The sequence below is a fragment of the Brevundimonas sp. genome (assembly GCF_036677305.1).
In the GTDB taxonomy this organism is placed as follows: domain Bacteria; phylum Pseudomonadota; class Alphaproteobacteria; order Caulobacterales; family Caulobacteraceae; genus Brevundimonas.
Window position 1 is genome coordinate 1 of the sequence record NZ_JAKFEB010000254.1, and the last position, 20,448, is coordinate 20,448.

At 68.3% G+C, this 20,448-nt stretch carries 25 protein-coding genes and 1 tRNA gene; 1 reads left to right on the forward strand and 25 read right to left on the reverse strand.

What is annotated here, in order from left to right; all coding sequences use genetic code 11:
• The 9 genes from V6M42_RS14505 to V6M42_RS14545 form a co-directional block, all read right to left on the reverse strand.
• On the reverse strand, nt 1–314 hold a 314-nt coding region (locus V6M42_RS14505; RefSeq protein WP_332679163.1), incomplete at its 3' end, for a glycerol-3-phosphate dehydrogenase C-terminal domain-containing protein.
• A gap of 2 nt (nt 315–316) precedes the next feature.
• Complete coding sequence (locus V6M42_RS14510) at nt 317–1,204, reverse strand: hypothetical protein (protein ID WP_332679164.1); 888 nt, start codon at nt 1,202–1,204, stop codon at nt 317–319.
• A gap of 175 nt (nt 1,205–1,379) precedes the next feature.
• Nucleotides 1,380–1,456: transfer RNA gene (locus V6M42_RS14515), tRNA-Pro, on the reverse strand.
• A gap of 54 nt (nt 1,457–1,510) precedes the next feature.
• Entirely contained in the window at nt 1,511–1,936 is a 426-nt protein-coding gene (locus tag V6M42_RS14520) for a MerR family transcriptional regulator (protein ID WP_332660802.1), read from the reverse strand.
• Between the two features lie 5 nt (nt 1,937–1,941).
• The gene (locus V6M42_RS14525; RefSeq protein ID WP_056614459.1) at nt 1,942–2,250 is read right to left on the reverse strand and encodes an integration host factor subunit alpha; all 309 of its coding nucleotides are present in this window, start codon (nt 2,248–2,250) and stop codon (nt 1,942–1,944) included.
• A gap of 75 nt (nt 2,251–2,325) precedes the next feature.
• On the reverse strand, nt 2,326–3,303 hold the full coding sequence (locus tag V6M42_RS14530) for a beta-ketoacyl-ACP synthase III (protein ID WP_332660803.1): 978 nt from the start codon (nt 3,301–3,303) through the stop codon (nt 2,326–2,328).
• Nucleotides 3,300–4,346 carry a phosphate acyltransferase PlsX gene (gene plsX / locus V6M42_RS14535; RefSeq protein ID WP_442880983.1) on the reverse strand — a complete coding sequence of 349 codons (1,047 nt, stop codon included), beginning with the start codon at nt 4,344–4,346 and terminating at the stop codon, nt 3,300–3,302. Before plsX ends, V6M42_RS14530 begins: the two co-directional genes overlap by 4 nt.
• Before the next feature lie 126 nt (nt 4,347–4,472).
• Nucleotides 4,473–4,985, reverse strand: coding sequence for a YceD family protein (locus V6M42_RS14540; protein WP_332679165.1), 513 nt, complete (start codon nt 4,983–4,985; stop codon nt 4,473–4,475).
• Nucleotides 4,982–5,515, reverse strand: coding sequence for a ubiquinol-cytochrome C chaperone family protein (locus V6M42_RS14545; protein WP_332679166.1), 534 nt, complete (start codon nt 5,513–5,515; stop codon nt 4,982–4,984). The genes V6M42_RS14540 and V6M42_RS14545 overlap by 4 nt, the downstream gene beginning before the upstream one ends.
• A gap of 83 nt (nt 5,516–5,598) precedes the next feature.
• On the opposite strand from V6M42_RS14545, the gene V6M42_RS14550 reads away from it, so the two are divergent.
• Nucleotides 5,599–6,078 (forward strand): outer membrane protein assembly factor BamE, encoded by a 480-nt coding sequence (locus tag V6M42_RS14550; protein WP_332660809.1) that lies wholly within the window; start codon nt 5,599–5,601, stop codon nt 6,076–6,078.
• Between the two features lie 105 nt (nt 6,079–6,183).
• Here the strand turns inward: V6M42_RS14550 and V6M42_RS14555 are convergent, their stop codons facing one another.
• The 16 genes from V6M42_RS14555 to V6M42_RS14630 all read right to left on the reverse strand — a co-directional run.
• Nucleotides 6,184–8,331, reverse strand: coding sequence for a sodium-translocating pyrophosphatase (locus V6M42_RS14555; protein WP_332679167.1), 2,148 nt, complete (start codon nt 8,329–8,331; stop codon nt 6,184–6,186).
• Between the two features lie 177 nt (nt 8,332–8,508).
• Nucleotides 8,509–8,934 (reverse strand): hypothetical protein, encoded by a 426-nt coding sequence (locus V6M42_RS14560; RefSeq protein WP_332679168.1) that lies wholly within the window; start codon nt 8,932–8,934, stop codon nt 8,509–8,511.
• 37 nt (nt 8,935–8,971) lie between these two features.
• Nucleotides 8,972–9,961, reverse strand: coding sequence for a thiamine-phosphate kinase (gene thiL, locus V6M42_RS14565; RefSeq protein WP_332679169.1), 990 nt, complete (start codon nt 9,959–9,961; stop codon nt 8,972–8,974).
• Nucleotides 9,962–9,968: 7 nt separating this feature from the next.
• Entirely contained in the window at nt 9,969–10,499 is a 531-nt protein-coding gene (gene nusB, locus V6M42_RS14570; RefSeq protein ID WP_332679170.1) for a transcription antitermination factor NusB, read from the reverse strand.
• Complete coding sequence (gene ribH, locus V6M42_RS14575) at nt 10,496–10,960, reverse strand: 6,7-dimethyl-8-ribityllumazine synthase (RefSeq protein WP_332661039.1); 465 nt, start codon at nt 10,958–10,960, stop codon at nt 10,496–10,498. Before ribH ends, nusB begins: the two co-directional genes overlap by 4 nt.
• Nucleotides 10,954–12,087, reverse strand: a complete 1,134-nt coding sequence (ribB, locus tag V6M42_RS14580) for a 3,4-dihydroxy-2-butanone-4-phosphate synthase (protein ID WP_332660817.1) — start codon at nt 12,085–12,087, stop codon at nt 10,954–10,956. The genes ribH and ribB overlap by 7 nt, the downstream gene beginning before the upstream one ends.
• A complete protein-coding gene (locus V6M42_RS14585; RefSeq protein ID WP_332679171.1) occupies nt 12,087–12,677 on the reverse strand; it encodes a riboflavin synthase in 591 nt (196 codons plus the stop codon). Before V6M42_RS14585 ends, ribB begins: the two co-directional genes overlap by 1 nt.
• A 169-nt stretch (nt 12,678–12,846) precedes the next feature.
• Nucleotides 12,847–13,476, reverse strand: coding sequence for a RibD family protein (locus V6M42_RS14590; RefSeq protein ID WP_332679172.1), 630 nt, complete (start codon nt 13,474–13,476; stop codon nt 12,847–12,849).
• The gene (gene nrdR, locus V6M42_RS14595; protein WP_325743850.1) at nt 13,476–13,934 is read right to left on the reverse strand and encodes a transcriptional regulator NrdR; all 459 of its coding nucleotides are present in this window, start codon (nt 13,932–13,934) and stop codon (nt 13,476–13,478) included. The genes V6M42_RS14590 and nrdR overlap by 1 nt, the downstream gene beginning before the upstream one ends.
• A gap of 7 nt (nt 13,935–13,941) precedes the next feature.
• On the reverse strand, nt 13,942–15,225 hold the full coding sequence (gene glyA, locus V6M42_RS14600; protein WP_332679173.1) for a serine hydroxymethyltransferase: 1,284 nt from the start codon (nt 15,223–15,225) through the stop codon (nt 13,942–13,944).
• A 69-nt stretch (nt 15,226–15,294) separates the two neighbouring features.
• Nucleotides 15,295–15,453, reverse strand: a complete 159-nt coding sequence (locus V6M42_RS14605; RefSeq protein ID WP_332660826.1) for a DUF6898 family protein — start codon at nt 15,451–15,453, stop codon at nt 15,295–15,297.
• A gap of 16 nt (nt 15,454–15,469) precedes the next feature.
• Nucleotides 15,470–16,696: a 5-aminolevulinate synthase gene (gene hemA / locus V6M42_RS14610; RefSeq protein ID WP_332660827.1), complete on the reverse strand. Its 1,227-nt coding sequence runs from the start codon at nt 16,694–16,696 to the stop codon at nt 15,470–15,472.
• A gap of 175 nt (nt 16,697–16,871) precedes the next feature.
• A complete protein-coding gene (gene mmsB, locus V6M42_RS14615) occupies nt 16,872–17,924 on the reverse strand; it encodes a 3-hydroxyisobutyrate dehydrogenase (protein WP_332679174.1) in 1,053 nt (350 codons plus the stop codon).
• Nucleotides 17,857–18,612, reverse strand: coding sequence for a class I SAM-dependent methyltransferase (locus V6M42_RS14620; RefSeq protein ID WP_332679175.1), 756 nt, complete (start codon nt 18,610–18,612; stop codon nt 17,857–17,859). The genes mmsB and V6M42_RS14620 overlap by 68 nt, the downstream gene beginning before the upstream one ends.
• Before the next feature lie 64 nt (nt 18,613–18,676).
• On the reverse strand, nt 18,677–19,450 hold the full coding sequence (locus V6M42_RS14625; protein ID WP_332660831.1) for a class I SAM-dependent methyltransferase: 774 nt from the start codon (nt 19,448–19,450) through the stop codon (nt 18,677–18,679).
• A 64-nt stretch (nt 19,451–19,514) separates the two neighbouring features.
• The coding region (locus V6M42_RS14630; RefSeq protein ID WP_332679176.1) for an enoyl-CoA hydratase/isomerase family protein at nt 19,515–20,448 on the reverse strand (934 nt) is incomplete at its 5' end.

The window sequence follows — 20,448 nt, forward strand, 5'->3', positions numbered from 1 at the left end:
CGGTCCAGCAGGTCCTCGACATCGATGGCGCCCTCGTGGGTGACGGCGAAGACGAGTTCGGCGAGCGTGACGCCGCGGGGACCGGGTGCTACGAGCTCGTCCTCAGCGAGGCCCGTCGTCTCGGCGGCGCTCGCGAGCACCGCGGGTGCTTCCGAACCGAACCGGCGAACGAGTCGTTCCGGGGCTTGAACCGCTGCGAGCGCCGAACGGTCGACGGTCGGCGCACTGTCGACCGGGGCGGGGTCTGCTGCGGGGAGCGGGGTCTGCTGCGCTGCCGCGACCAGACCCGCCAGCATCAAGGTGAGATGGATCATGGTCAGCCCGGAATGAAGATCGGCGTATAGGTGGTGGACCGCACGACGCTCATCGCCACCCGTTCCACTTGGGCAGGCGCGGGAGAAATGACGCGATAGCGGACCGTGTTGTTTTCGCCCAGGCCGAGGATTTCCAGCTCGGCGCCCAGGATGCGGATGCGGTTCGACCGCTCGGGGCCCAGCACGACTGTACCGGTCCATCCGGCGATCCGGGTGGTAGGCGGATTTTCGCTGCGACCGACCCCGCCGGGATCGGCGCTGGCCCGGAAGCCCCCGTTGACCGTCACTGTGACGACCGGCGGGACCTCGGCCGGCGCGTCGGGCGAACGATGCGTCTCGCTGCTGGCGACGAGCGCGAACTCCACAGACGGCCCCTCCGCGCCGGGAATGACGACATAGGGCGCGGGTTCCGCCAGGACCTGGCGTTCGCCCAGTTCGAAGACAAACAGCGGCACGCCCATGAAGGGCGCACCGGACAGCATGGCGGTTTCGAAACGGCCGTCGCCGTCAGCGTCCTCGTAACAGATCGATTCATCCCCCGCCCACCAGGACGCGGTCGTCTCGGCCACGGCGCAATAGACCCAGCCTGTCAGGGAATAGACCCCGAACATCTTCGTGCCGGCAGGAAACGACTTCACCTTTTGAAACCCGGCCAGAGAGGGGGTTTCGGCTTCGAGCCGGGCTGCGCGGATCGACGTGGCGCGCTGGATCAGCAGGGGCTGGCCGCGCTGCGCGACGGCTTCGTCGCCCGGCGCTGGCCCCCGCGAAATGCCGGCATGAATGATGAAGGGCGTGGACGCCTGCGTCCGGATTTGCGCATCCGCCCGCTGCGGAGCGGCCCAGAGCCCCAGCGCCAGCGTCGTCGCCGCAGCCAATGAACGAACCAGCATCCGTTATCCCCCAACGAACTCTTGATTGCGAACTACCTGAACCGTTGCGGGTCGAAAAGGCCCAAGGGGCAGAAGTGCATGCGAGACCCGACTGCAATCAGGTCTGTGAATCGCCCAATTGCAAAGGGGCCGCCCGAGGGCGACCCCTTCAACCAACCGTCTTCATTGCGGAAGATGGTCGGAGCGACAGGATTCGAACCTGCGACCCCTTGACCCCCAGTCAAGTGCGCTACCAGGCTGCGCCACGCTCCGAGAGGCGCTCCCTATAGACGGGGTTCGCTGCGTCGCAAACCGAAAAAGCAGCCCTCAGGCGCTTCTCGACAGGACAGCTTCCAGTCGGGCCTTGGCGCCCTCCAGTTCGGCCAGCACCTGACGCAGGCGAACGGACGACGGCGCGGTCTTCGCCGGAGCGGAAACCTCGGTCGGTGCGGCCCCTTCAGGCTCGAACGTCACCGTCCCGTCGGGGTCGCCATAGTGGGCCAGCCGCTTCAGCCCCTGCTCCTTGTGCAGCCGCTGCACGCCCTTGATGGTCAGGCCTTCCTCATGCAGCAGCCGCTTGACGGCCTTGAGCACGACGATGTCCTGCGGGCGGTAGAAGCGCCGTCCTCCGGCCCGCTTCAGCGGGGTCAGGAAGGCGAATTTGGTCTCCCAGAAGCGCAGCACGTGCTGGGGCGCGCCGACCTCGTCAGAGGCCTCTGAAATGGTCCGGAAGGCGTTCGGGCCCTTGGTCACAGGCGTCAGGCGGGCACGACGGCGTCGTGAACCCGGCCCTTCATGATCTGCGAGGCGCGGAAGCTGATGACCCGACGCGGGTGGATGGCGGCCGGCTGGCCCGTCTTCGGGTTACGGCCCATCCGGGCGCGTTTCTCACGCACCTGGAAGACGCCGAAGCCGGACAGCTTGACCGTTTCCCCGCGCTCCAGCGACTCGATGATCAGTTCCAGCGTGCGCTCGACCAGCGAGGAGCACTCCTGCCGGGAAAGGCCCACTTCCTCGTGCACCGCTTCACACAGGTCCGCGCGCGTCAGGGTCTGGTGTTCGGCCAAGGTCCGCTCCCCTCCAAAGGTCGGTTGCCGACATAAAAGGGCAAGCCTCGTCAAATGGAAAGCCGGAAATACGCCCTACAGACGAAACGCGCAGGCGCCCCAGGTCAGACCGCCGCCCATGGCCTCCATCAGGACCAGATCGCCGCGCTTGATCCGGCCGTCGTGGATGGCGGCGTCGAGCGCCAGGGGGATCGAGGCGGCCGAGGTGTTGGCGTGCATGGCGACCGTCGAGATCACCTTGTGCTCGTCCAGCCCCAACCGGTCGCCGACGCCCTTGATGATTCGCTGGTTGGCCTGGTGCGGCACGAACCAGTCGACATCGGCGATCTCGATGTTCGAGGCGGCGCAGCAGGCGGTGATGGCCTCGGCGATATTGACCACCGCGTGCCGGAAGACCTGGTTTCCCGCCATGCGCAGGTGGCCGACGGTCCCCGTGGTCGCCGGACCGCCGTCGACATACAGCAGATCGGTCTTGGTGCCGTCGCAGCGCAGGGCGAAGCCCAGCAGACCGTGGTCGTCCTTGGTCCCCTGCCCCTCGCGCGGCTCCACCACGACGGCCCCGGCCCCGTCCCCGAACAGGACGCAGGTCGACCGGTCCGTCCAGTCCATCAGCCGGGTCATCTCTTCGGCGCCGATGACCAGGGCGCATTTCGACATCCCGCGGGCCACGAATCCGTCCGCCACGCTCAGCGCATAGACGAAGCCCGAGCACACGGCCTGGACGTCGAAGGCGATGCAGGTCGGCGCGCCGAGCTTGCGCTGCACGATCGAGGCGACGGACGGGAAGGTCATGTCGGGCGTGGTCGTGGCGACGATGATCATGTCGACCTCGGCCGCCGTGCGGCCGGCGTCGATCAGGGCCTTCTTCGCCGCCTCGACGGCCAGATCGCTGGTCGGCTGATCGTCCCGGGCCTTGTGCCGCTGACGGATGCCTGTCCGCTCCTGGATCCATTCGTCCGAGGTGTCGACGATCTGCGCCAGGTCGGCGTTGGTGACGACCTGTTCCGGCAGGAAGGAGCCGACGCCGGTCACGGCGCTGCGAATGACGCTCACTGGGAAGTCTCCGTGGCCGCGTCCGCGGGGGGTGCGGGCGGCTGTTCGAGTACGGCGGTCAGGCGGCTGAAGCTGTCGCTGACCTTGCTCAGATAATCGCTGCGGGCCAGTTCGACAGCCACGCGGATGGCCGCGCCATAGCCGCCCGGCGTGGCGCCGCCGTGGCTTTTCACCACAATCCCGTTCAGGCCCAGCAGGGGTCCGCCGTTGTTGGCGTTGGGGTCGATCTTCTGGCTCATGCGCTTCAGCGCCGGCATGGCCAGCAGCGCGCCCATCCTGGACGTCAGGCTGGAGGTCAGCGCCTCCTTCATCAGCCCTGCGATGAATTTGGCCACCCCTTCGGCCGTCTTCAGCGCGATATTGCCGGTGAAGCCGTCGGTGACGACCACATCCACCGTGCCCTTGGCGATGTCCGTGCCCTCGACGAAGCCGAAATAGTCCAGCCCGAAGCCGCCCTCGCGCAGCAGGCGGGCGGCCTCGCGCACCTCCTCGTGGCCCTTCATGTCCTCGGAGCCGACGTTCAGGATGCCGATGGTCGGCTTCTTGATGTGATGAACGGCGGTCATGAACGCCTCGCCCATGATCGCGAACTCGACCAGCTGGGCGGCGTCGCTCTCGACATTGGCGCCCACGTCCAGCACGGCCGTGACGCCCTTCGGCGTCGGCCAGCCGGCCACGATGGCCGGTCGCTCCAGCCCGGGCGCCGACATGCGCAGCAGCAGTTTGGAGATGGCCATCAGGGCGCCGGTGTTGCCCGCCGACACGACAGCCCCGGCCTCGCCCGATTTCACCGCCTCGATGGCGTTCCACAGGCTGGAGCCCTTGCCGCGGCGCATCGCCTGGGCCGGCTTCTCGTCCATGGCCACGACCTTGTCGGTGTGGCGGACGATGCAGACCTCCTCCGTCAGCGCGCATTTCGCCATCTCGGCCCGGATCACCGTCTCGTCGCCGTGCAGCAGGAAACGCACGCCCTCGCCGCCATGGCGTTTGCGGTAATCACGAATGCCGGGCACCACGACCGAAGGACCGTGGTCCCCGCCCATGGCGTCGAGCGAAATCAGGATGGGGGATGACAAGCCGTTTCGACTCCGTCGCGCCGCTCGTGCGGCGCTTGTCAGTGTGGCGACGATAGCGCCGCAGCGGGGGGATGCAACCACGCCGCCGCTGCGTCAACCTTCGTCGGTGGGCCTGAGTTGCTTCAGCACCGCGAAGGGCGAGATTTCGGCGGGTTCCGGAGGCTGGACGAACTCGGCGCCGGGCTTGCGGGGGAACGGATCCAGCCGCAGGGCCAGCTGTTCGACCGCATACTGGCCCAGGTCGATCTGTCCGTCCTCGATCAGGTCCGGCGATTCGTCGTCCAGGGTGATGATGATCTCGTCCGAGTCCTCGTCCACGGCCTCGGCCAGGGAGACGGAAAATGGCGCGTCGATCTCGACCGGCAGCGGCTCGAGGGTGATGCCGCACGTCTGGGCCAGACTTGCGCGAACACGGCCGGACAGGCGCCAGCCGGCGTCCGTCGGAGCCAGGTCCACGTCCGCCGTGAACGAATCCAGCGACGCCAGATCCAGCGCCTTGGCGATCCGCGCCCGGGCCGCCGCGTCGGGCTCGAGCGTCCGTTTCACCCCGCCGGCGACCTGGTGCAGGCGAACGGGTTCGCTGTAGGGAAGGTTCGGAACGCTCATTGGCTCACCTCCGCCCAGTCGGGACCAGCCACGACCGCGTCGAAATCCTGCGCCGCCAGGCGGGCCCGGCTGGACAGCGCATAGGCCGCCAGTCTCTCGCCCGTCGCGGCGTCCTCGCTCTCGTAGATGTTCCGCGCCAGACCGGCCGACAGGGCCGCCGCATCGTCCTCGCGCAGCGGCGTCTCATACGCCGTCATCCGGCCGTACAGGGCCTCGCCGAGCTTGCGCATCTTCTTGCCCACCGAGATGTCGCCCACGCCCAGTTCGCGCAGGGCGTGGTCGAGAGCCGAGACATAGGTGTCGAAAAGGTCCTGCCCCGCCTGCGCCCCGCGCTCGCCCTCATCGCGCAGGCGCATGACGAGCAGCAGGACATGCAGGGTGTAGAGCTCGAATCGCGCATCGATGCGGTCGGCGACGCCCAGCTGCGTATAGAAGCCCGGATCGCGGGCCTGGCGCACGGCCAGTTCATACAGCGGCTGGCCCAGGCGCTCCCGGGGACGGGTACGGAACAGATTCTGAAGCATGATCATGCGGCCCCTTTTCCGCCGCGCCGTTGAACTAAGGCTCGGGTCCGGTTAGGTCAAAGACCTTGTTGAAGTCGCAGGCGCCGCAAATGCTCCGTTCCAAGCTCCTTATCGCCGTTCTGTCGGCCGCGGCCCTTACCGCCGCCTGCGCCCCGGTGATCGGCCAGAACGGTTTCCAGGCCATCGACGCCAAGCCCGCCGACATCGTCGCCGGCACCGATAACAAACAGACGGTGCTGACCAAGCTGGGATCGCCTTCGACGACCTCGACCTTCGAAAGCGACAACGTCTGGTACTACATCAGCCAGGTGACCGAGAAATACACCTACAACCGCGCCCAGGTCACCCAGCGCTCGGTGACCGAGATCACTTTCGACGACGCCGGTCAGGTGGCGGCGGTCAACAATCTCAGTCTCGAGGACGGACGTGTCGTGGCCATGAACGGCCGCGAGACCCCGACTCGCGGACGCCAGCTGACGATCCTCGAACAGTTGCTCGGCAACGTCGGCCGCGGCCAGCTGCCCCGCACCGAGGAGGACACCCCGGGCCAGCAGCGCCGGGACGACTGATCGCTCCGCATATCGGAATGAAGAAGGCCCCGGAGATCGCTCTCCGGGGCCTCTTTCTTTTCAGGATGGCCGGCCTCCCCGGCGAACCGGAGAGGCCGATCAGACTCAGACGATCTTGCCGCTCGCCAGCACCGCCAGCAGAAGCAGGGCGACGATGTTGGTGATCTTGATCATCGGGTTCACCGCCGGACCGGAGGTGTCCTTGTAGGGATCGCCGACCGTGTCGCCGGTCACCGCGGCCTTGTGAGCCTCGGAGCCCTTGCCGTGGACGACGCCGTTCTTGTCGGTGAAGCCCTCTTCAATGACCTTCTTGGCGTTGTCCCATGCGCCGCCGCCCGAGGTCATCGAGATGGCGACGAACAGGCCGGTAACGATCACGCCCATCAGCATGGCGCCCAGGGCCGCGAACGCGTCCGCCTTGTCCGACAGGAACAGGATGGCCACGAACAGGACGATCGGCGACAGCACCGGCAGAAGCGACGGCACGATCATCTCGCGGATCGCCGCCTTGGTCAGGATGTCGACCGCGCGGCCGTACTCGGGCTTGACCTCATAGGTCATGATGCCCGGGTTCTCGCGGAACTGGCGGCGAACCTCGGCCACCACGGATTCAGCAGCCCGGCCCACGGCCATCATCGACATGCCGCCGAACAGGAAGGGCAGAAGCCCTCCGAACAGCAGGCCGACGACGACGTACGGGTTGGTCAGGTCGAAGGCGACCTCCCGCATGTTGGCGAAGAACGGATACAGGTCCGGGTTCGCCGAGAAATACTGCAGGTCCGACGTATAGGCCGCGAACAGCACCAGGGCGCCCAGACCGGCGGAACCGATCGCATAGCCCTTGGTCACGGCCTTGGTGGTGTTGCCGACGGCGTCCAGGGCGTCCGTCACATGACGCACGTCCGAGGGCAGGCCCGCCATCTCGGCGATGCCGCCGGCGTTGTCGGTAACCGGACCAAAGGCGTCCAGCGCCACGATCATCCCCGCCACGCCCAGCATGGTCGTGGTGGCGATGGCGATGCCGAACAGGCCCGCCAGCTGGTAGCTGGCGATGATGCCGACGATGATGGTCAGCGCCGGCAGGGCGGTGGATTCCAGCGAAACGGCCAGGCCCTGGATCACATTGGTGCCGTGGCCGGAAACGGAGGCGTTGGCGACCGAGCGGACCGGGCGGAAGTTGGAGCCGGTGTAGTATTCGGTGATCACCACGATGGCCGCGGTGACGCCCAGACCGACAAGGCCGGACCAGAACAGGCTCATCGGCTCGATGACCAGGCCGCTGGTCGTCGTGACCGGGCCGGTGACGAGGGTGGTGATGACCCACCAGACCGCGCCGACCGACAGCACGCCGGTGACGATCAGGCCCTGGTACAGGGCGCCCATGATGTTCTGGCTCTTGCCCAGACGGACGAAGAAGCTGCCGATGATCGAGGTCACCACGCAGATGGCGCAGATGGCCAGCGGCAGCAGCATCATGGTTTCGACATAGGGCTGGTCGCGGAAGAAGATCGCCGCCAGCACCATGGTGGCGACCGTGGTCACCGCATAGGTCTCGAACAGGTCGGCGGCCATGCCGGCGCAGTCGCCGACGTTGTCGCCCACGTTGTCGGCGATGGTCGCGGCGTTGCGGGGGTCATCCTCGGGGATGCCGGCCTCGACCTTGCCCACCATGTCGCCGCCCACGTCGGCGCCCTTGGTGAAGATGCCGCCGCCCAGACGGGCGAAGATGGAGATCAGCGAGGCGCCGAAGCCCAGGGCCACCAGGCCGTCGATGACCTCGCGGCTGGTGCTCTCGAAGCCCGCGCCGGCGGTCAGGAAGGCGTAGTAGCCGGCCACGCCCAGAAGCGCGCCGCCCGCCACGAACATGCCCGTGATGGCGCCAGACCGGAAGGCCAGGTCCAGGCCCTTGGCCAGGCTTTCCGACGCGGCCTGGGCGGTGCGGACGTTGGCCCGGACGGAGATCAGCATGCCGGCGAAACCGGCCAGGCCCGAAAGCACCGCGCCGATGACGAAGCCGATGGCCGCATAGGGCCCGATCAGCAGGTACGCCGCGATCAGGATCACGACCCCGACCATGGCGATGGTGGTGTATTGCCGGCGCAGATAGGCCGAGGCCCCTTCCTGGATCGCCGCGGCGATCTCGCGCATCTTGTCGTTGCCGGTGCTGGCCTTCATCAGCGCGGCGGTCTGGACAAGTCCGTAGAGGACTCCCAGCGCGCCTGCGGCGATGACCAGCCACAGATAGTTACTCATGGCGTTTCCAAACCCTGTGTGTTCAGGCGCCCGGTTCCTTGGCGCGGCGGGCGTTATTCGCCTCTGTCCGCCTTCCGGTCCCCCCGTGCGCACCGGACGCATGTTGCGTCCTTGGGGAATTGCGGCGGAAACGTGCCAAATGCCGGGGTCCGACGCAACAGCGTTGGTGAACGAAGTTCAGCGGGCGTTTACGCCCGTGCGGCGCCGGGGCGCCTGGCTGACGATCTCGACCCGCGTGACCGCGCCCCGGCCGGCGATCGCGGCCGCCGAGCGCATGAGGCTGGCCGACAGGGCGGCCGTGTCGATGACGGTCCAGTCGTCCGCCACGGTGAAGGGCGTCCGGTGCGCCGCACGCACGAGCGCGTCACGCAGGAAGGCTTCCCTGGGCCGCATCGATTCGGGCGTGGCCGCGCCGCCCAGATGCATCCTCAGGGAGACGAAGACATAGTTCCTCAGCCGACCGCCGGCGATGATCGGCAGACCCACGCCCGGCATGCTGATGCTGGCCCCGCCCGGCGCCGGCCGGTCGCCGGCCAGGGCTTCGCTCCCGGCGGCGAGAACCGGCAGGGCGGCGGAGACGGCGATGAGGTCACGACGGCGCATGGACCCACCCTGACCGCCACGCCTTGAGATTTCGTTGTCAGCCGTGGGTGAAGCCCGGCCGGTCGAACGCGACCGGCTTGCCGCCGAACCGGGCTGCGACCCCCTGCCCCGCCGTCACACGCCCGATCTTCGTCAGCCGGAGATGCCGCCGTTCGGCCTCCCGACGGATCGCAGCCTCGTCGCGAGCCGCCGCGGTGAAGGCGATCTCATAGTCGTCGCCGCCCGTGACCAGCTTCTCCAGCGCATCCTGCCCGTCGACCCGTCCCTCGAACCAGACCTGACCGGCCGCAGACAGGGGCGCGAGCTCGAGATCGATCTCGATCCGCACCCGGCTGGCCTCGGCCAGATGCCCCAGATCGGCGATCAGCCCGTCCGAAACGTCGACGGCGGCGCTGGCCAGGTCCCGCACCACGCCGGCGAACTCCACGCGCGGCATCGGCGTGCGGTAGTGGTCCGAAAGGGCCGCGATCCGCTCCGGATCCAGCGACAGCCTGTCCTGCACCGCCTCCAGCCCCAGCCAGCCGTCCCCGATCGCGCCGGTCACGAACACCAGATCCCCCGGGCGCGCGCCCGCCCTCCCGACGGTCCGCCCCTTCGGAATCCAGCCGAGCAGGGTCATGGAGAAGCTCGCGGGCCCGGGCGTCGAGACCGTATCTCCGCCCAGCAGGGCCACCCCGAACGCCTTCTGATCGAGCCGCAGACCGTCGCAGAACGTCACCCGTTCCGGCCAGCCGCAGCGCTGGGACCAGTGACAGGCCAGCAGATAGCCGAACGGCTCGGCTCCCTTGGCTGCCAGATCCGACAGGTTCACCCGCATCAGCTTGCGCGCCACCGTGTCGAGCGGATCGTCGGGCAGGAAATGCACGCCCTCGACGATCGCGTCCTTGGTCAGGACCAGGTCATGGCCCGCGCGCGTGGGCACGACGGCGACATCGTCCATGAGCCCCCGCCCCCATTCCGGATGGGCCAGCGGCGCGAACAGGCGGCGGATGGTTTCGAACTCGCCGGCGACATCGACCGCGGGCATGTTCGGATCAGGCCCTGGGCCGCGCGTCTCGGGCCACGCCGTCCAGCGCGGCGTTCACGAATTTGGCCTCGGCGTCGTCGAAGAAGGCCTTGGCCAGCTCGACATACTCGTCGATGACGATCTCGCGCGGCACGTCCTGCCGCTCGCGCAGCTCCCACGCCCCGGCCCGCAGCAGGGCCCGCAGGGTGGAGTCGAGGCGCTCCATGCGCCAGTTCGACGCCAGCCGCGCCTTGACCGCGTCGTCGATGTCCCGCTGGCCGCCGACCACGCCGCGCACGATCTGGGCGAAATAGTCCTCGTCAGCCTCGGCCAGGGGTTCGCCTTCGATGTCGGCGTCGAAGCGGTGGTTCAGGAACTCGGAGATCACGGTCTCCACCCCCTCACCGGCCAGCTCCATCTGATACAGGGCCTGGACGGCGGCGAGGCGCGCCACGGTGCGCGCGCGGCGCTGGCGGCTGGTCAGCTGCGGCTCGGCGCGCTGTTTCTCGGCCTCTGCGAGCTGGGCGAGGACGGCTTGGATGCTGGCGGGTTCGGTCACGCGCCCAGTCCTACGCGCAGCCGCTTGCGCAAGGCAATGAGGTCCAGACAGGCGCGCGCCGCGCCGCCGCCCTTGTCGCCCTCGCTGATGCGGGCCCGGGCCCAGGCCTGGTCCTCGTCCTCGGTCGTCAGGATGCCGTTGCCGATCACCACGCCGTTGAGGCCCAGGTTGCGGATTCCCGCCGCCGACTGATCCGAGACGATCTCGAAATGATAGGTCTCGCCGCGGATCACGCAGCCCAGGGCGACATAGCCGTCATAGCGGGGGGCGGTCGGATAGCGGCCGGCCTCGACGGCCAGGGCGATCGCCGTCGGCACTTCCAGGGCGCCCGGAACCGAGACGACGTCGAACTCCACGTCCTGGGCGCGCAGGGCGTCCTTCGCCCCTTCCAGCAGGGCGTCGGCCAGATCGTCATAGAAGCGCGCCTCGACGATGAGAACGCGGATGGGCTCGCTTACGATTGGTCTTCTCCGTCCATGTCACGCCAGCCGACGATGCGCAGGCCGTAGCCCTCCAACGCAGCGGGATTGGGGCGGGTCGAGCTCATCACGATCATGTCGCGCACGCCCAGATCCAGCAGGATCTGCGCCCCGACGCCGTAGTTGCGGATCGAGCGGTCCATCGCGACCGGCTTCTCCACGCCCGCCAGCCGTTCGGCCAGTCCGTGCAGGTCCGGATCGCGCAGGAAGACGGTCACCCCCGCCCCCCCATGGTCGCTGATCGCCTTCAGGGCCTGCGGAATATAGGACTGCCGCGCCTCGACATGCCCCAGCAGGTCGGCGGCGAAATCGACCTGGTGCATCCGCACCAGCGTCGGCTTGCCCGGCTCGATCTTGCCGTGGACCAGCGCCACATGTTCGGCGCCCTCGATGGTGTTCCGGTACAGCATCAGCCGGAACGGGCCGCCGTGGACGCTCTCGAACGGCGTATCCATGACCCGCTCGACATAGCGTTCGGTGCGGCGGCGATAGGCGATCAGATCGGCGATGGTGCCGATCTTCAGCCCGTGCAGCTGGGCGAAGGCGACCAGATCGGGCATCCGCGCCATCGATCCGTCGTCGTTCATGATCTCGCAGATGACCCCGGCCGGCGTCAGTCCGGCCATGCGGCTGATGTCCACCGCCGCCTCGGTGTGGCCGGTGCGGACCAGCACCCCGCCGTCGCGCGCGACCAGCGGGAAGACGTGCCCCGGCGAGACGATGTCGTCCGCGCCCCTGGAGGGATCGGAGGCGACCTGCACCGTCCGGGCGCGGTCGGCGGCCGAGATGCCCGTGGTCACGCCTTCACGCGCCTCGATCGAGATGGTGAAGGCCGTGCCCATGCTCTCGCGGTTGTCGGCGGCCATCGGCGGCAGCCGCAGCTGGCGCGCGCGCTCGCCCGTGATGGCCAGGCAGATCAGGCCGCGCGCGTGGCGGGCCATGAAATTGATCTGGTCCGGCGTGGCGAACTGGGCCGGAATGATGATGTCGCCCTCGTTCTCGCGATCCTCGGCGTCGACGAGGATGTAGGGCTTGCCGTTGCGGGCGTCCTCGAGAATGTCCTCGATAGGGCTGATCGGGCTGTCGTTCATGTTCGCGGCCAATTGCATCACGCCGTCTCCTGCCACCGCGCGAGGTATCGCGCCAGCATGTCGATCTCGAGATTCACCGCATCGCCCACCTTCAGACCGCCCAGGGTGGTCGCGTCCCAGGTGTGCGGGATCAGGTTGACGTCGAAACGCTGCCCCTCGACCCCGTTCACGGTCAGGGACACGCCGTCCATGGTGATCGAGCCCTTGGGCGCGATGAAACGGTGCAGCGGCGCGGGAACCTCGATGTGGACCCGGTGCGATCCGCCCTCGCGCTCGATCGCCGCCACCCGACCCAGCCCGTCGACATGGCCCGAGACCACATGGCCGCCCATCTCGTCGCCCAGTTTGGCGGCCCGCTCCAGATTGACCCTGTGGCCCTCAGCCCAGTCGCCCAGACTGGTCTTCGACAGCGTCTCGCCCGAAACCTCGACCGCGAACCAGCCCGGCCCCTTCTCGGTGACGGTCAGGCAGCAACCCGCATGACTGACGGACGCGCCCAGATCGATGCCCGAGGTGTCCCAGGCCGTCTCGATCTCATAGCGGCGGTCGCGCTCGGTCTGGCTGACCGAACGGACGCGGCCGATGTCCGTGACAATCCCGGTGAACATCAGGCCTGGTTCCTTCGGGCCGAAGCCTCCGCCAAAGTGTCCGAATGTCCGGCGAAAAACGTGGGACACTTTGGGACAGTTCGGACATTTCGACCGGCAAGTCTCTGGATGCTGGCCGTTTTTCCCGCAAAGCCGCTGCGGGAAATGTCCGAACCGGTGCTGTCCATCCTCATCCGATACGCTCGTAGCGCTCCCAAAGGTCGTCCCCCACGGGCTCGACCGACACGCGCCGGAAGGTGGGGGCGGCGGCCAGCTTTGCAAGGCCGAGAGCCGCCACGCACGGCCGCCCCTCCCCGCCCAGAAAGATCGGGGCGCGGAACCACTCCAGCCTGTCGACGACGCCGGCGCGCAGGAAACTGGCGGCCACCTGTCCGCCGCCCTCGATCAGCACGGATGACACGCCCCGGCGCTTCAGCGCCGAGAGGCAGGCCGCGACGGACGGACGGCCGTGATCGGCCTCGACGCGTTCGACGACCGCGGTTCCAATCGGCGACGGTTCGACGACCGTCAGGATCAGGCTGTCCCCGCTTGCGACGCGGGCTGTCGGCGGCGTCCGCAGGCGACTGTCGAGGACCACGCGCAGCGGCTGATCGATGGGGCGGCCCGGCAGGCGCGCGGTCAGCTCGGGATCGTCGTGCAGGACCGTCTCGATCCCGACCAGAATGGCGTCGTGGGCGGCGCGCAGGCGGTGTCCTTCCAGCCGCGCGGCCTCGCCGGTGATCCACTGGCTTTCACCGGTCGCGGTGGCGATCCGCCCGTCGAGGGACGTCGCCAGCTTCAGGGTGACGCGCGGGCGCATCAGTTTTCGTCCAGACCCTCATCGCCCAGGAACCGTGCGAAATCGCCGGTGTGGCGGAAGTCCTTATACACCGAGGCGTAGCGGACATAGGCCACCTCATCGACCGACTTCAGCGCCTTCATGATGAAGTCGCCGACGGTCGAGGACGGAATTTCCGTCTCGCCCAGGCTTTCCAGCTGCCGGGTGATGCGGCTGACCAGCTGTTCGACCTGTTCGGGCTGCACCGGCCGCTTGCGCAGGGCGACGTTCAGCGACCGCTCCAGCTTGTCGCGGTCGAAGGGCGTGCGGCGGCCGTTGCGCTTCAGGATCATCAGCTCGCGCAGTTGCACCCGTTCGAAGGTGGTGAAACGCCCGCTGCACTGCGGGCAGGACCGCCGACGCCGGATGGCTGCGCCGTCATCCGACGGGCGGCTGTCCTTCACCTGGGTGTCCTGGTGTCCGCAGAAAGGGCATTTCATCAGCCGGTTATCCGTAAATCGGGAAGCGGCTTGTGAGCGCGCGGACTTCCCCGGCGACGCGCGCCTGCACCTGCGGATCGGCCTCGTCCGTACCCTTCATCGAGTCGATCACGTCGGCGATCCAGTGGCCGACCTGCTGGAACTCGGCCACGCCGAAACCGCGCGTCGTGCCTGCCGGCGTGCCCAGGCGGACGCCCGAGGTCACCGTGAAGGGCGCGGTGTCGAACGGCACGCCGTTCTTGTTGCAGGTCATCAGGGCGTGCTCGAGGGCGGCCTCGGTGGCCTTGCCCGTCACGCCCTTGGGCCGAAGGTCGACCAGCATCAGGTGGCTGTCGGTGCCGCCCGAGACGATGGCCGCCCCGCGTTCGACCAGTACGGCGGCCAGCGCCTGGGCGTTGGTCACGACCTGTCTGGCGTACAGCTTGAACTCCGGCTTCAGCGCCTCGCCGAAGGCCACGGCCTTGGCGGCGATGACATGCTCCAGCGGCCCGCCCTGCAGGCCCGGGAAGACCGCCGAGTTGATCTTCTTGCCCAGCTCGATGTCGTTCGACAGCACCATGCCGCCGCGCGGTCCGCGCAGGGTCTTGTGCGTCGTCGTCGTCACGACGTGGGCGTGCGGCAGCGGGTCGGGATAGACGCCGCCGGCGATCAGGCCCGCATAGTGGGCCATGTCCACCATCAGATAGGCGCCGACCGAGTCCGCGATCTCGCGGAACCGCTTGAAGTCGATGTGACGGCTGTAGGCGCTCGCGCCCGCCAGGATCAGCTTCGGCTTCTCCTTCTCGGCCATCTCGGCGACGTGGTCGTAGTCGATCAGGCAGTCGTCCTCGCGGACCTTGTAGGTCACGGGCCGGAACCACTTGCCCGACTGGTTGGCGGGCGAGCCGTGGGTCAGGTGGCCGCCGGCCGCCAGATCCATGCCCAGGAAGGTGTCGCCCGGGGTCAGCAGCGCCTGGAACACCGCCTGGTTGGCCTGGGCGCCCGAGTGGGGCTGGACGTTGGCGAAGGCGCAGCCGAACAGCTGCCTGGCCCGGTTGCGGGCCAGGTCCTCGGTGACGTCGACGTATTCGCAGCCGCCATAGTAGCGGCGCCCCGGATAGCCCTCGGCGTATTTGTTGGTCAGGACCGAGCCCTGCGCCTCCAGCACCGCCTTCGAGACGATGTTCTCCGAAGCGATCAGCTCGATCTGCTCCTTCTGCCGGCCCAGTTCGCCCTGGATGCCGCCGAAGATATCGGGATCGGCCTCGGCAAGGCTCTTCGAGAAATAGTCGGCGTGGGTGAAGGCGGTCACTGGGAGTCCTCGAAGCTTGGCTGAGAACCCATTTAGGCCCGACGCCCGTTTACCACAACATCTGGTGGGTCAGCGCGACAGAAGGACCCGTTTCAGCTTCGCGATCGCGATCCGTTCGAGGCCTTTGGGCTCGTTCACCGGGCCGATGGCGGACGCCTCGACGCCGGTCGCGACGTGCACGGCCGAGCATTTCAGATACGGCCCGTTGCGCGTCAGTTCGACGATCACCTCGCCGAGGCTGTCGTCAGGCGACGGCAGGAAGGCGCGCCACGTTGCAGTGGGTCCACAGGGCGTCCATGGCCCGGACCAGATCGTCCATCATGGCGTCGGTGTGGTTCGGCGAGGGCGTGAAGCGCAGCCGCTCGGTTCCCTTGGGCACGGTCGGATAGTTGATCGGCTGGACATAGACGCCGTGCTCTTCCAGCAGCATGTCCGAGATCATCTTGGTGTGGACCGGATCGCCCACGAACACCGGCACGATATGGCTGACGGACTCCATGACCGGGATGCCGGCGGCGGTGAACCGCGCCTTCAGGGTCGCGGCGCGCTCCTGATGGACCTCGCGCAGTTCCGGATGGGCCTTCAGATGGCGCACCGAGGCCAGGGCTCCCGCCGTCAGGGCCGGCGGCAGGCTGGTGGTGAAGATGAAGCCCGAGGCCCAGCTGCGCACGGCGTCCACGATCACGGCGTCCGCCGCGATGTATCCGCCCATCACGCCGATGGCCTTGCCGAGGGTGCATTCGACGATGTCGATCCCGTCCAGCACTCCGTCGCGCTCGGCGACGCCCGCGCCGGTCGCGCCGTACAGGCCGACCGCATGGACCTCGTCGAGATAGGTCATGGCGCCGTACTTCTTCGCCAGGGCGATGGTCCCGGCCAGGTCGGCGATGTCGCCGTCCATCGAATAGACGCTCTCGAAGGCGATCAGCTTCGGCGCGTCCGCGGGCGCGTCGCGCAACAGGCTTTCGAGGTGTTCCAGATCGTTGTGGGCGTAGATGTGCCGCTCGCAGCCGCCGTTGCGGATGCCCGCGATCATCGAGGCGTGGTTCAGCGAGTCGGAGAAGATGATCAGGCCCGGCAGGATGCGCTGCAGCGTCGTCAGCGTCGCCTCATTGGCCACATAGCCCGAGGTGAACAGCAGCGCCGCTTCCTTCTGGTGCCAGTGCGCCAGCTCGGCTTCCAGATCGACCGCAGACCGCGTCGTGCCCGAGATGTTGCGCGTGCCGCCGGCGCCCGCGCCGACCGCATCGATCTCGGTCTGCATGGCCTCCAGCACGACCGGATGCTGGCCCATGCCCAGATAGTCGTTCGAACACCAGACGATCACGTCCTGCTCGGATCCGTCCTCGCGACGGCGGATCGCCTTCGGGAACTGGCCGCGCACGCGCTTGAGGTCGGCGAAGACGCGATAGCGCCCCTCGCCCTTGACCTGCTCCACGGCGGTCTCGAATGCGGCCTTGTAGTCGAACAACTGACAGCTCTGCTGGCGGCGAAATCCTTGCCGCGTGATGCGCCGATGTGGACGATTTGTCCATGAATCGGGGCGGACAAAACGCCGCAAACCCTTAATTGATAACGGTTCTCAAAAACTGACCTCCCCGACCTCGGGTCATGACCCGACGCCGGCGCGGATCGAACCCTGAGCCCTATTCCTTCGGCAGGTCGTCCAGCTTGCCGCGCAGCATCTGCAGGATGGCCGAGAAGTCCCGACCGCCGTAGCCCAGGCCGTTGAACATCTGGAACAGGGCCTCCGTCTGCGCCCCCAGCGGCGTCGAGGCGCCGGATTTCGCCGCCGCGTCCTGCGCCAGCTTCAGGTCCTTCAGCATCATCGCCGCCGCGAAACCGCCGTCGTAGTTGCGGTTCGAAGGCGCCGTCGGCACCGGGCCCGGCCACGGATAATAGGTCGTCACCGACCAGCTCTGGCCCGACGACTTGGCCACGATGTCGAACATCTTCACCGGGTCCAGCCCCAGCTTCTCGGCCAGGCCGATGGCCTCGCAGGTCCCCAGCATGGTGATGCCCAGGATCATGTTGTTGCAGATCTTGGCCGCCTGCCCCGCCCCGTGGTCGCCGGCGCGGAAGGTGGCGCGGCTCATCGGCTCCAGCGCCGCCTCGATACGGGCGAAGTCCGGCTCGTCGCAGCCGACCATGAAGGCCAGGGTCCCGGCGTCCGCCGCCATCGTCCCGCCCGACACGGGCGCGTCGGCGAAGGCGTAGCCCGCGTCCCTGGCCAGCCCCGCCACCTTCCGCGCCGTGTCCACGTCTATGGTCGAACAGTCCAGCAGCAGGGCCGAGGTCGGCGCCGCGCCGATGATCTGCTCCGAATAGACCTTCAGCACATGCGGCCCCGCGGGCAGCATGGTGATGACCACGTCCGCGTCCTTGACCGCCTCGGCCACCGATCCGACCGGCGCGCAGCCAGCGGCCTTCGCCCGGTCCAGCGCAGCCTGCGACAGGTCGAAGGCGGCGACGGCGTGCCCGGCCTTGGCCTGGTTGGCCGCCATGCCTCCGCCCATGTTGCCGAGGCCGATGAAGGCGATCCTGGTGGTCATGGCGGCGTCTCCCGAATGATTTTCGGGAGCGTTAGCCCGTCCCCCGCCCGCTCGCCAGCGGCGCCGGCCGGTTTTTCGCTCAGCCCGGCTTTTTGAACCGCAGCATGAACTGGCTGGTGCGTCCGCGGATCGAGCCGTCGAAGACATTCGCCGTGCGCGGGTCGGCCGCACTGGCCAGCACGTCGCTCTCGCCGTCCAGCACGAACCCGGCCGCCGCCGCCTCGCGCTTGACCGCCTCGATGTCGATCCGGTGCAGGGTGTGGGCGACCGACAGATCCGATCCGGCGGCGGCGTGGTGGTCGACGATGACATAGCGCCCGCCCGGCTTCAGGGCGGCGAAGACCGCCGCATTGACCTTGGCCGCCGTGTCCGTCGGGAACGGCTGCAGATGCAGGTCGTGATAGTTCTGGGCCGTGAAGATCAGGTCCAGCCCGGCCGGAAACTCGGGCGCGCCGATCGGCGATCGGATGGCGTCCACGTTCGGAAGGGCGTCCGCCGCCGTCAGGGCGTCGCCATAGCTGGCCTGGAAGGCGATGAACTCGGCGGGCTGCCAGGCGGTGACCCGCCCTTCAGGCCCCACGGCGGCCGAAAAGATACGGGTGAAATAGCCGCCGCCGATGATCATGTCGGCGACCTTGTCGCCCGGCCGAACCCCGGCGAAGTCGAGCGTCTCGGCCGCATGCCGGGCCTCGTCGCGGGCGCGGTCCGCCTCGGTGCGGACCGGGTCGGCCAGCACGGCCGCATAGCTCCGGGGGTCGGACGCCGGGACAACGGTCCAGCCGGCGGAAGACAGGGCGACGACCGCCACGGCGGCCATGAACAGGGAACGACGCATGGGAAATCCTCCTGGGGCGCTCTCGCGGCGCTGATCAGGAATCTAGACCAAACGCGGGTCGCCGTCAGTCCGGTTTGCGGAAGCGGTAGACGAACCGGTCGGTCCGGCCGCGGATGCTCTCGTCGAAGACGCTCAGGGAATGGTCGTCGGCAGGCACGCGGACCGCGTCGCTCTCGCCGTCGAAGATGAAGCCCGCCGCCTCGACCTGGCGCCGCAGTTCGGCGGCCTCGATCCGGTGCAGGGTACCCGCGACGCTGATTCCGGCCCCGTCAGCGGCCTGGTGGTCGAGAATGACGTAACGTCCGCCCGGCTTGAGCGCCGCGAACACGGCCGCATTCATTCGCGCCACGTCGACGCCGAACCGGGGGATGGTGAAGTCGTGGTACTCCTCGCCCATGAAGACGACGTCCAGCGGCCGGTCGAACGTCATCGTCTCGAGCGCGCCCGTCACACGGCTGACGTTCGGATAGGTCGAGGCCAGGGTGTCGGCGAAGCCGTTCTCGCGCTGCGCCGTCTGGTTGGGCACGAAGGCGTAGACGTGACCCGTCTCGCCCACGGCGGGCGCGAACAGCCGGGTGAAATAGCCCTCTTCCGGCCGGATGTCGGCGATAACCGCCCCCTCGTGAAGGCGCATGGCCTCAAGCATCTCGGCAGGCTTGCGCAACGGATCCCGGGCCACCTCCGCCGGCAGACGGCGTGGGTCGCTGATCGCCGCCGCGTGGCGCGCCCCACGCTCGCGGGCGCCCAGTTCCAGCTGGTCCCGCGCGGTTTCCAGACTTGTCGGAACGCAGCCGCCCAACGCCAGGGCGCCCATCGCCGCAATCAGCATCCACTTCATCAGCAAGCCCTCCCGTGATCGGCGATCTACGCGCGGCTTTTGCGACGAAAGCAAGGGCCCGCCGTCAGGCCAGCGGCGACCATTCCTCGCCCTCCGGCAGCGGCGCGAACAGCGCCTCCACCATCGCATCGGTCACGCCCGACAGATCGGCGGGCGACCAGTCCGGCGTATTGTCCTTGTCGACGATGACGGCGCGCACGCCCTCCTGGAAGTCGTGACTGCGGACCACGCGGCCGCCCAGCCGGTACTCCATCGCCATGTTGTCGGCGAAGGTCGCCAGCGTCGCTCCCGTCCGCAGCTGGCGCAGGGTGACCTTCATCGACTGGGGCGACTTGGTCCTGAGGATCGCCCGCTGGGCCAGCGCCCATTCAGAGCCGTCGGCCTCCAGCGCCGCGAAGATTTCCTCGACCGTGTCGAAGGCGAACAGCCGGTCGATGGCCTCCAGATGCGCCTCGACCGGCGCCTCGCCCGGGTCGGCCTCCAGGCCGTCGGCCACATCCGCCGGATGGGCCGGATCCGCCGCCAGAATGGCCTTGAACGCCTCCAGCGCGTCGGTGGGCAGATAGTGGCTGTGAATGCCCAGGAAGACCGTGTCCGCCGCCTTCAGCCGCGCCCCGGTCAGCGCCAGCCAGACGCCCGTCTGCCCCGGCAGCCGCGACAGGAACCAGCCGCCGCCGACGTCGGGAAACAGGCCGATGCCCGTCTCGGGCATGGCGTAGGTCGTCCGTTCGGTGGCGATCCGCACCTCCGCCGGTTCCGAGATGCCGACCCCGCCGCCCATGACGATTCCGTCGACGATCGCGGTGATCGGCTTGGGGTATTCGAACATCAGATGGTTCAGTCGGTATTCGCTGAGGAAGAAGGCCTTCGCCTCCGACGCATCCCCGGCCCCGCTCTCGGCGATCATCCGGATGTCGCCCCCGGCGCAGAAGCCGCGCTCGCCCGAATGGTCGATCAGGACCGACTTCACCGCCTCATCGGCGCGCCACGCCAGCAAG

Excerpts from the sequence above, each read along its gene's own strand:
- V6M42_RS14510 (WP_332679164.1), bottom strand. The coding sequence starts at position 1,204 with ATGCTGGTTCGTTCATTGGCTGCGGCGACGACGCTGGCGCTGGGGCTC.
- plsX (WP_442880983.1), bottom strand. The coding sequence starts at position 4,346 with ATGGGCGGGGACCACGGTCCTTCGGTCGTGGTGCCCGGCATTCGTGAT.
- V6M42_RS14540 (WP_332679165.1), bottom strand. The coding sequence starts at position 4,985 with ATGAGCGTTCCGAACCTTCCCTACAGCGAACCCGTTCGCCTGCACCAG.
- V6M42_RS14545 (WP_332679166.1), bottom strand. The coding sequence starts at position 5,515 with ATGATCATGCTTCAGAATCTGTTCCGTACCCGTCCCCGGGAGCGCCTG.
- V6M42_RS14550 (WP_332660809.1), top strand. The coding sequence starts at position 5,599 with ATGCTCCGTTCCAAGCTCCTTATCGCCGTTCTGTCGGCCGCGGCCCTT.
- V6M42_RS14555 (WP_332679167.1), bottom strand. The coding sequence starts at position 8,331 with ATGAGTAACTATCTGTGGCTGGTCATCGCCGCAGGCGCGCTGGGAGTC.
- V6M42_RS14560 (WP_332679168.1), bottom strand. The coding sequence starts at position 8,934 with ATGCGCCGTCGTGACCTCATCGCCGTCTCCGCCGCCCTGCCGGTTCTC.
- thiL (WP_332679169.1), bottom strand. The coding sequence starts at position 9,961 with ATGCCCGCGGTCGATGTCGCCGGCGAGTTCGAAACCATCCGCCGCCTG.
- ribB (WP_332660817.1), bottom strand. The coding sequence starts at position 12,087 with ATGCAATTGGCCGCGAACATGAACGACAGCCCGATCAGCCCTATCGAG.
- V6M42_RS14585 (WP_332679171.1), bottom strand. The coding sequence starts at position 12,677 with ATGTTCACCGGGATTGTCACGGACATCGGCCGCGTCCGTTCGGTCAGC.
- V6M42_RS14590 (WP_332679172.1), bottom strand. The coding sequence starts at position 13,476 with ATGCGCCCGCGCGTCACCCTGAAGCTGGCGACGTCCCTCGACGGGCGG.
- nrdR (WP_325743850.1), bottom strand. The coding sequence starts at position 13,934 with ATGAAATGCCCTTTCTGCGGACACCAGGACACCCAGGTGAAGGACAGC.
- mmsB (WP_332679174.1), bottom strand. The coding sequence starts at position 17,924 with ATGTCTTCGACGGCTCGATCCGCGGACGCACCAGCCAGTTCATGCTGC.
- V6M42_RS14620 (WP_332679175.1), bottom strand. The coding sequence starts at position 18,612 with ATGCGTCGTTCCCTGTTCATGGCCGCCGTGGCGGTCGTCGCCCTGTCT.
- V6M42_RS14625 (WP_332660831.1), bottom strand. The coding sequence starts at position 19,450 with ATGAAGTGGATGCTGATTGCGGCGATGGGCGCCCTGGCGTTGGGCGGC.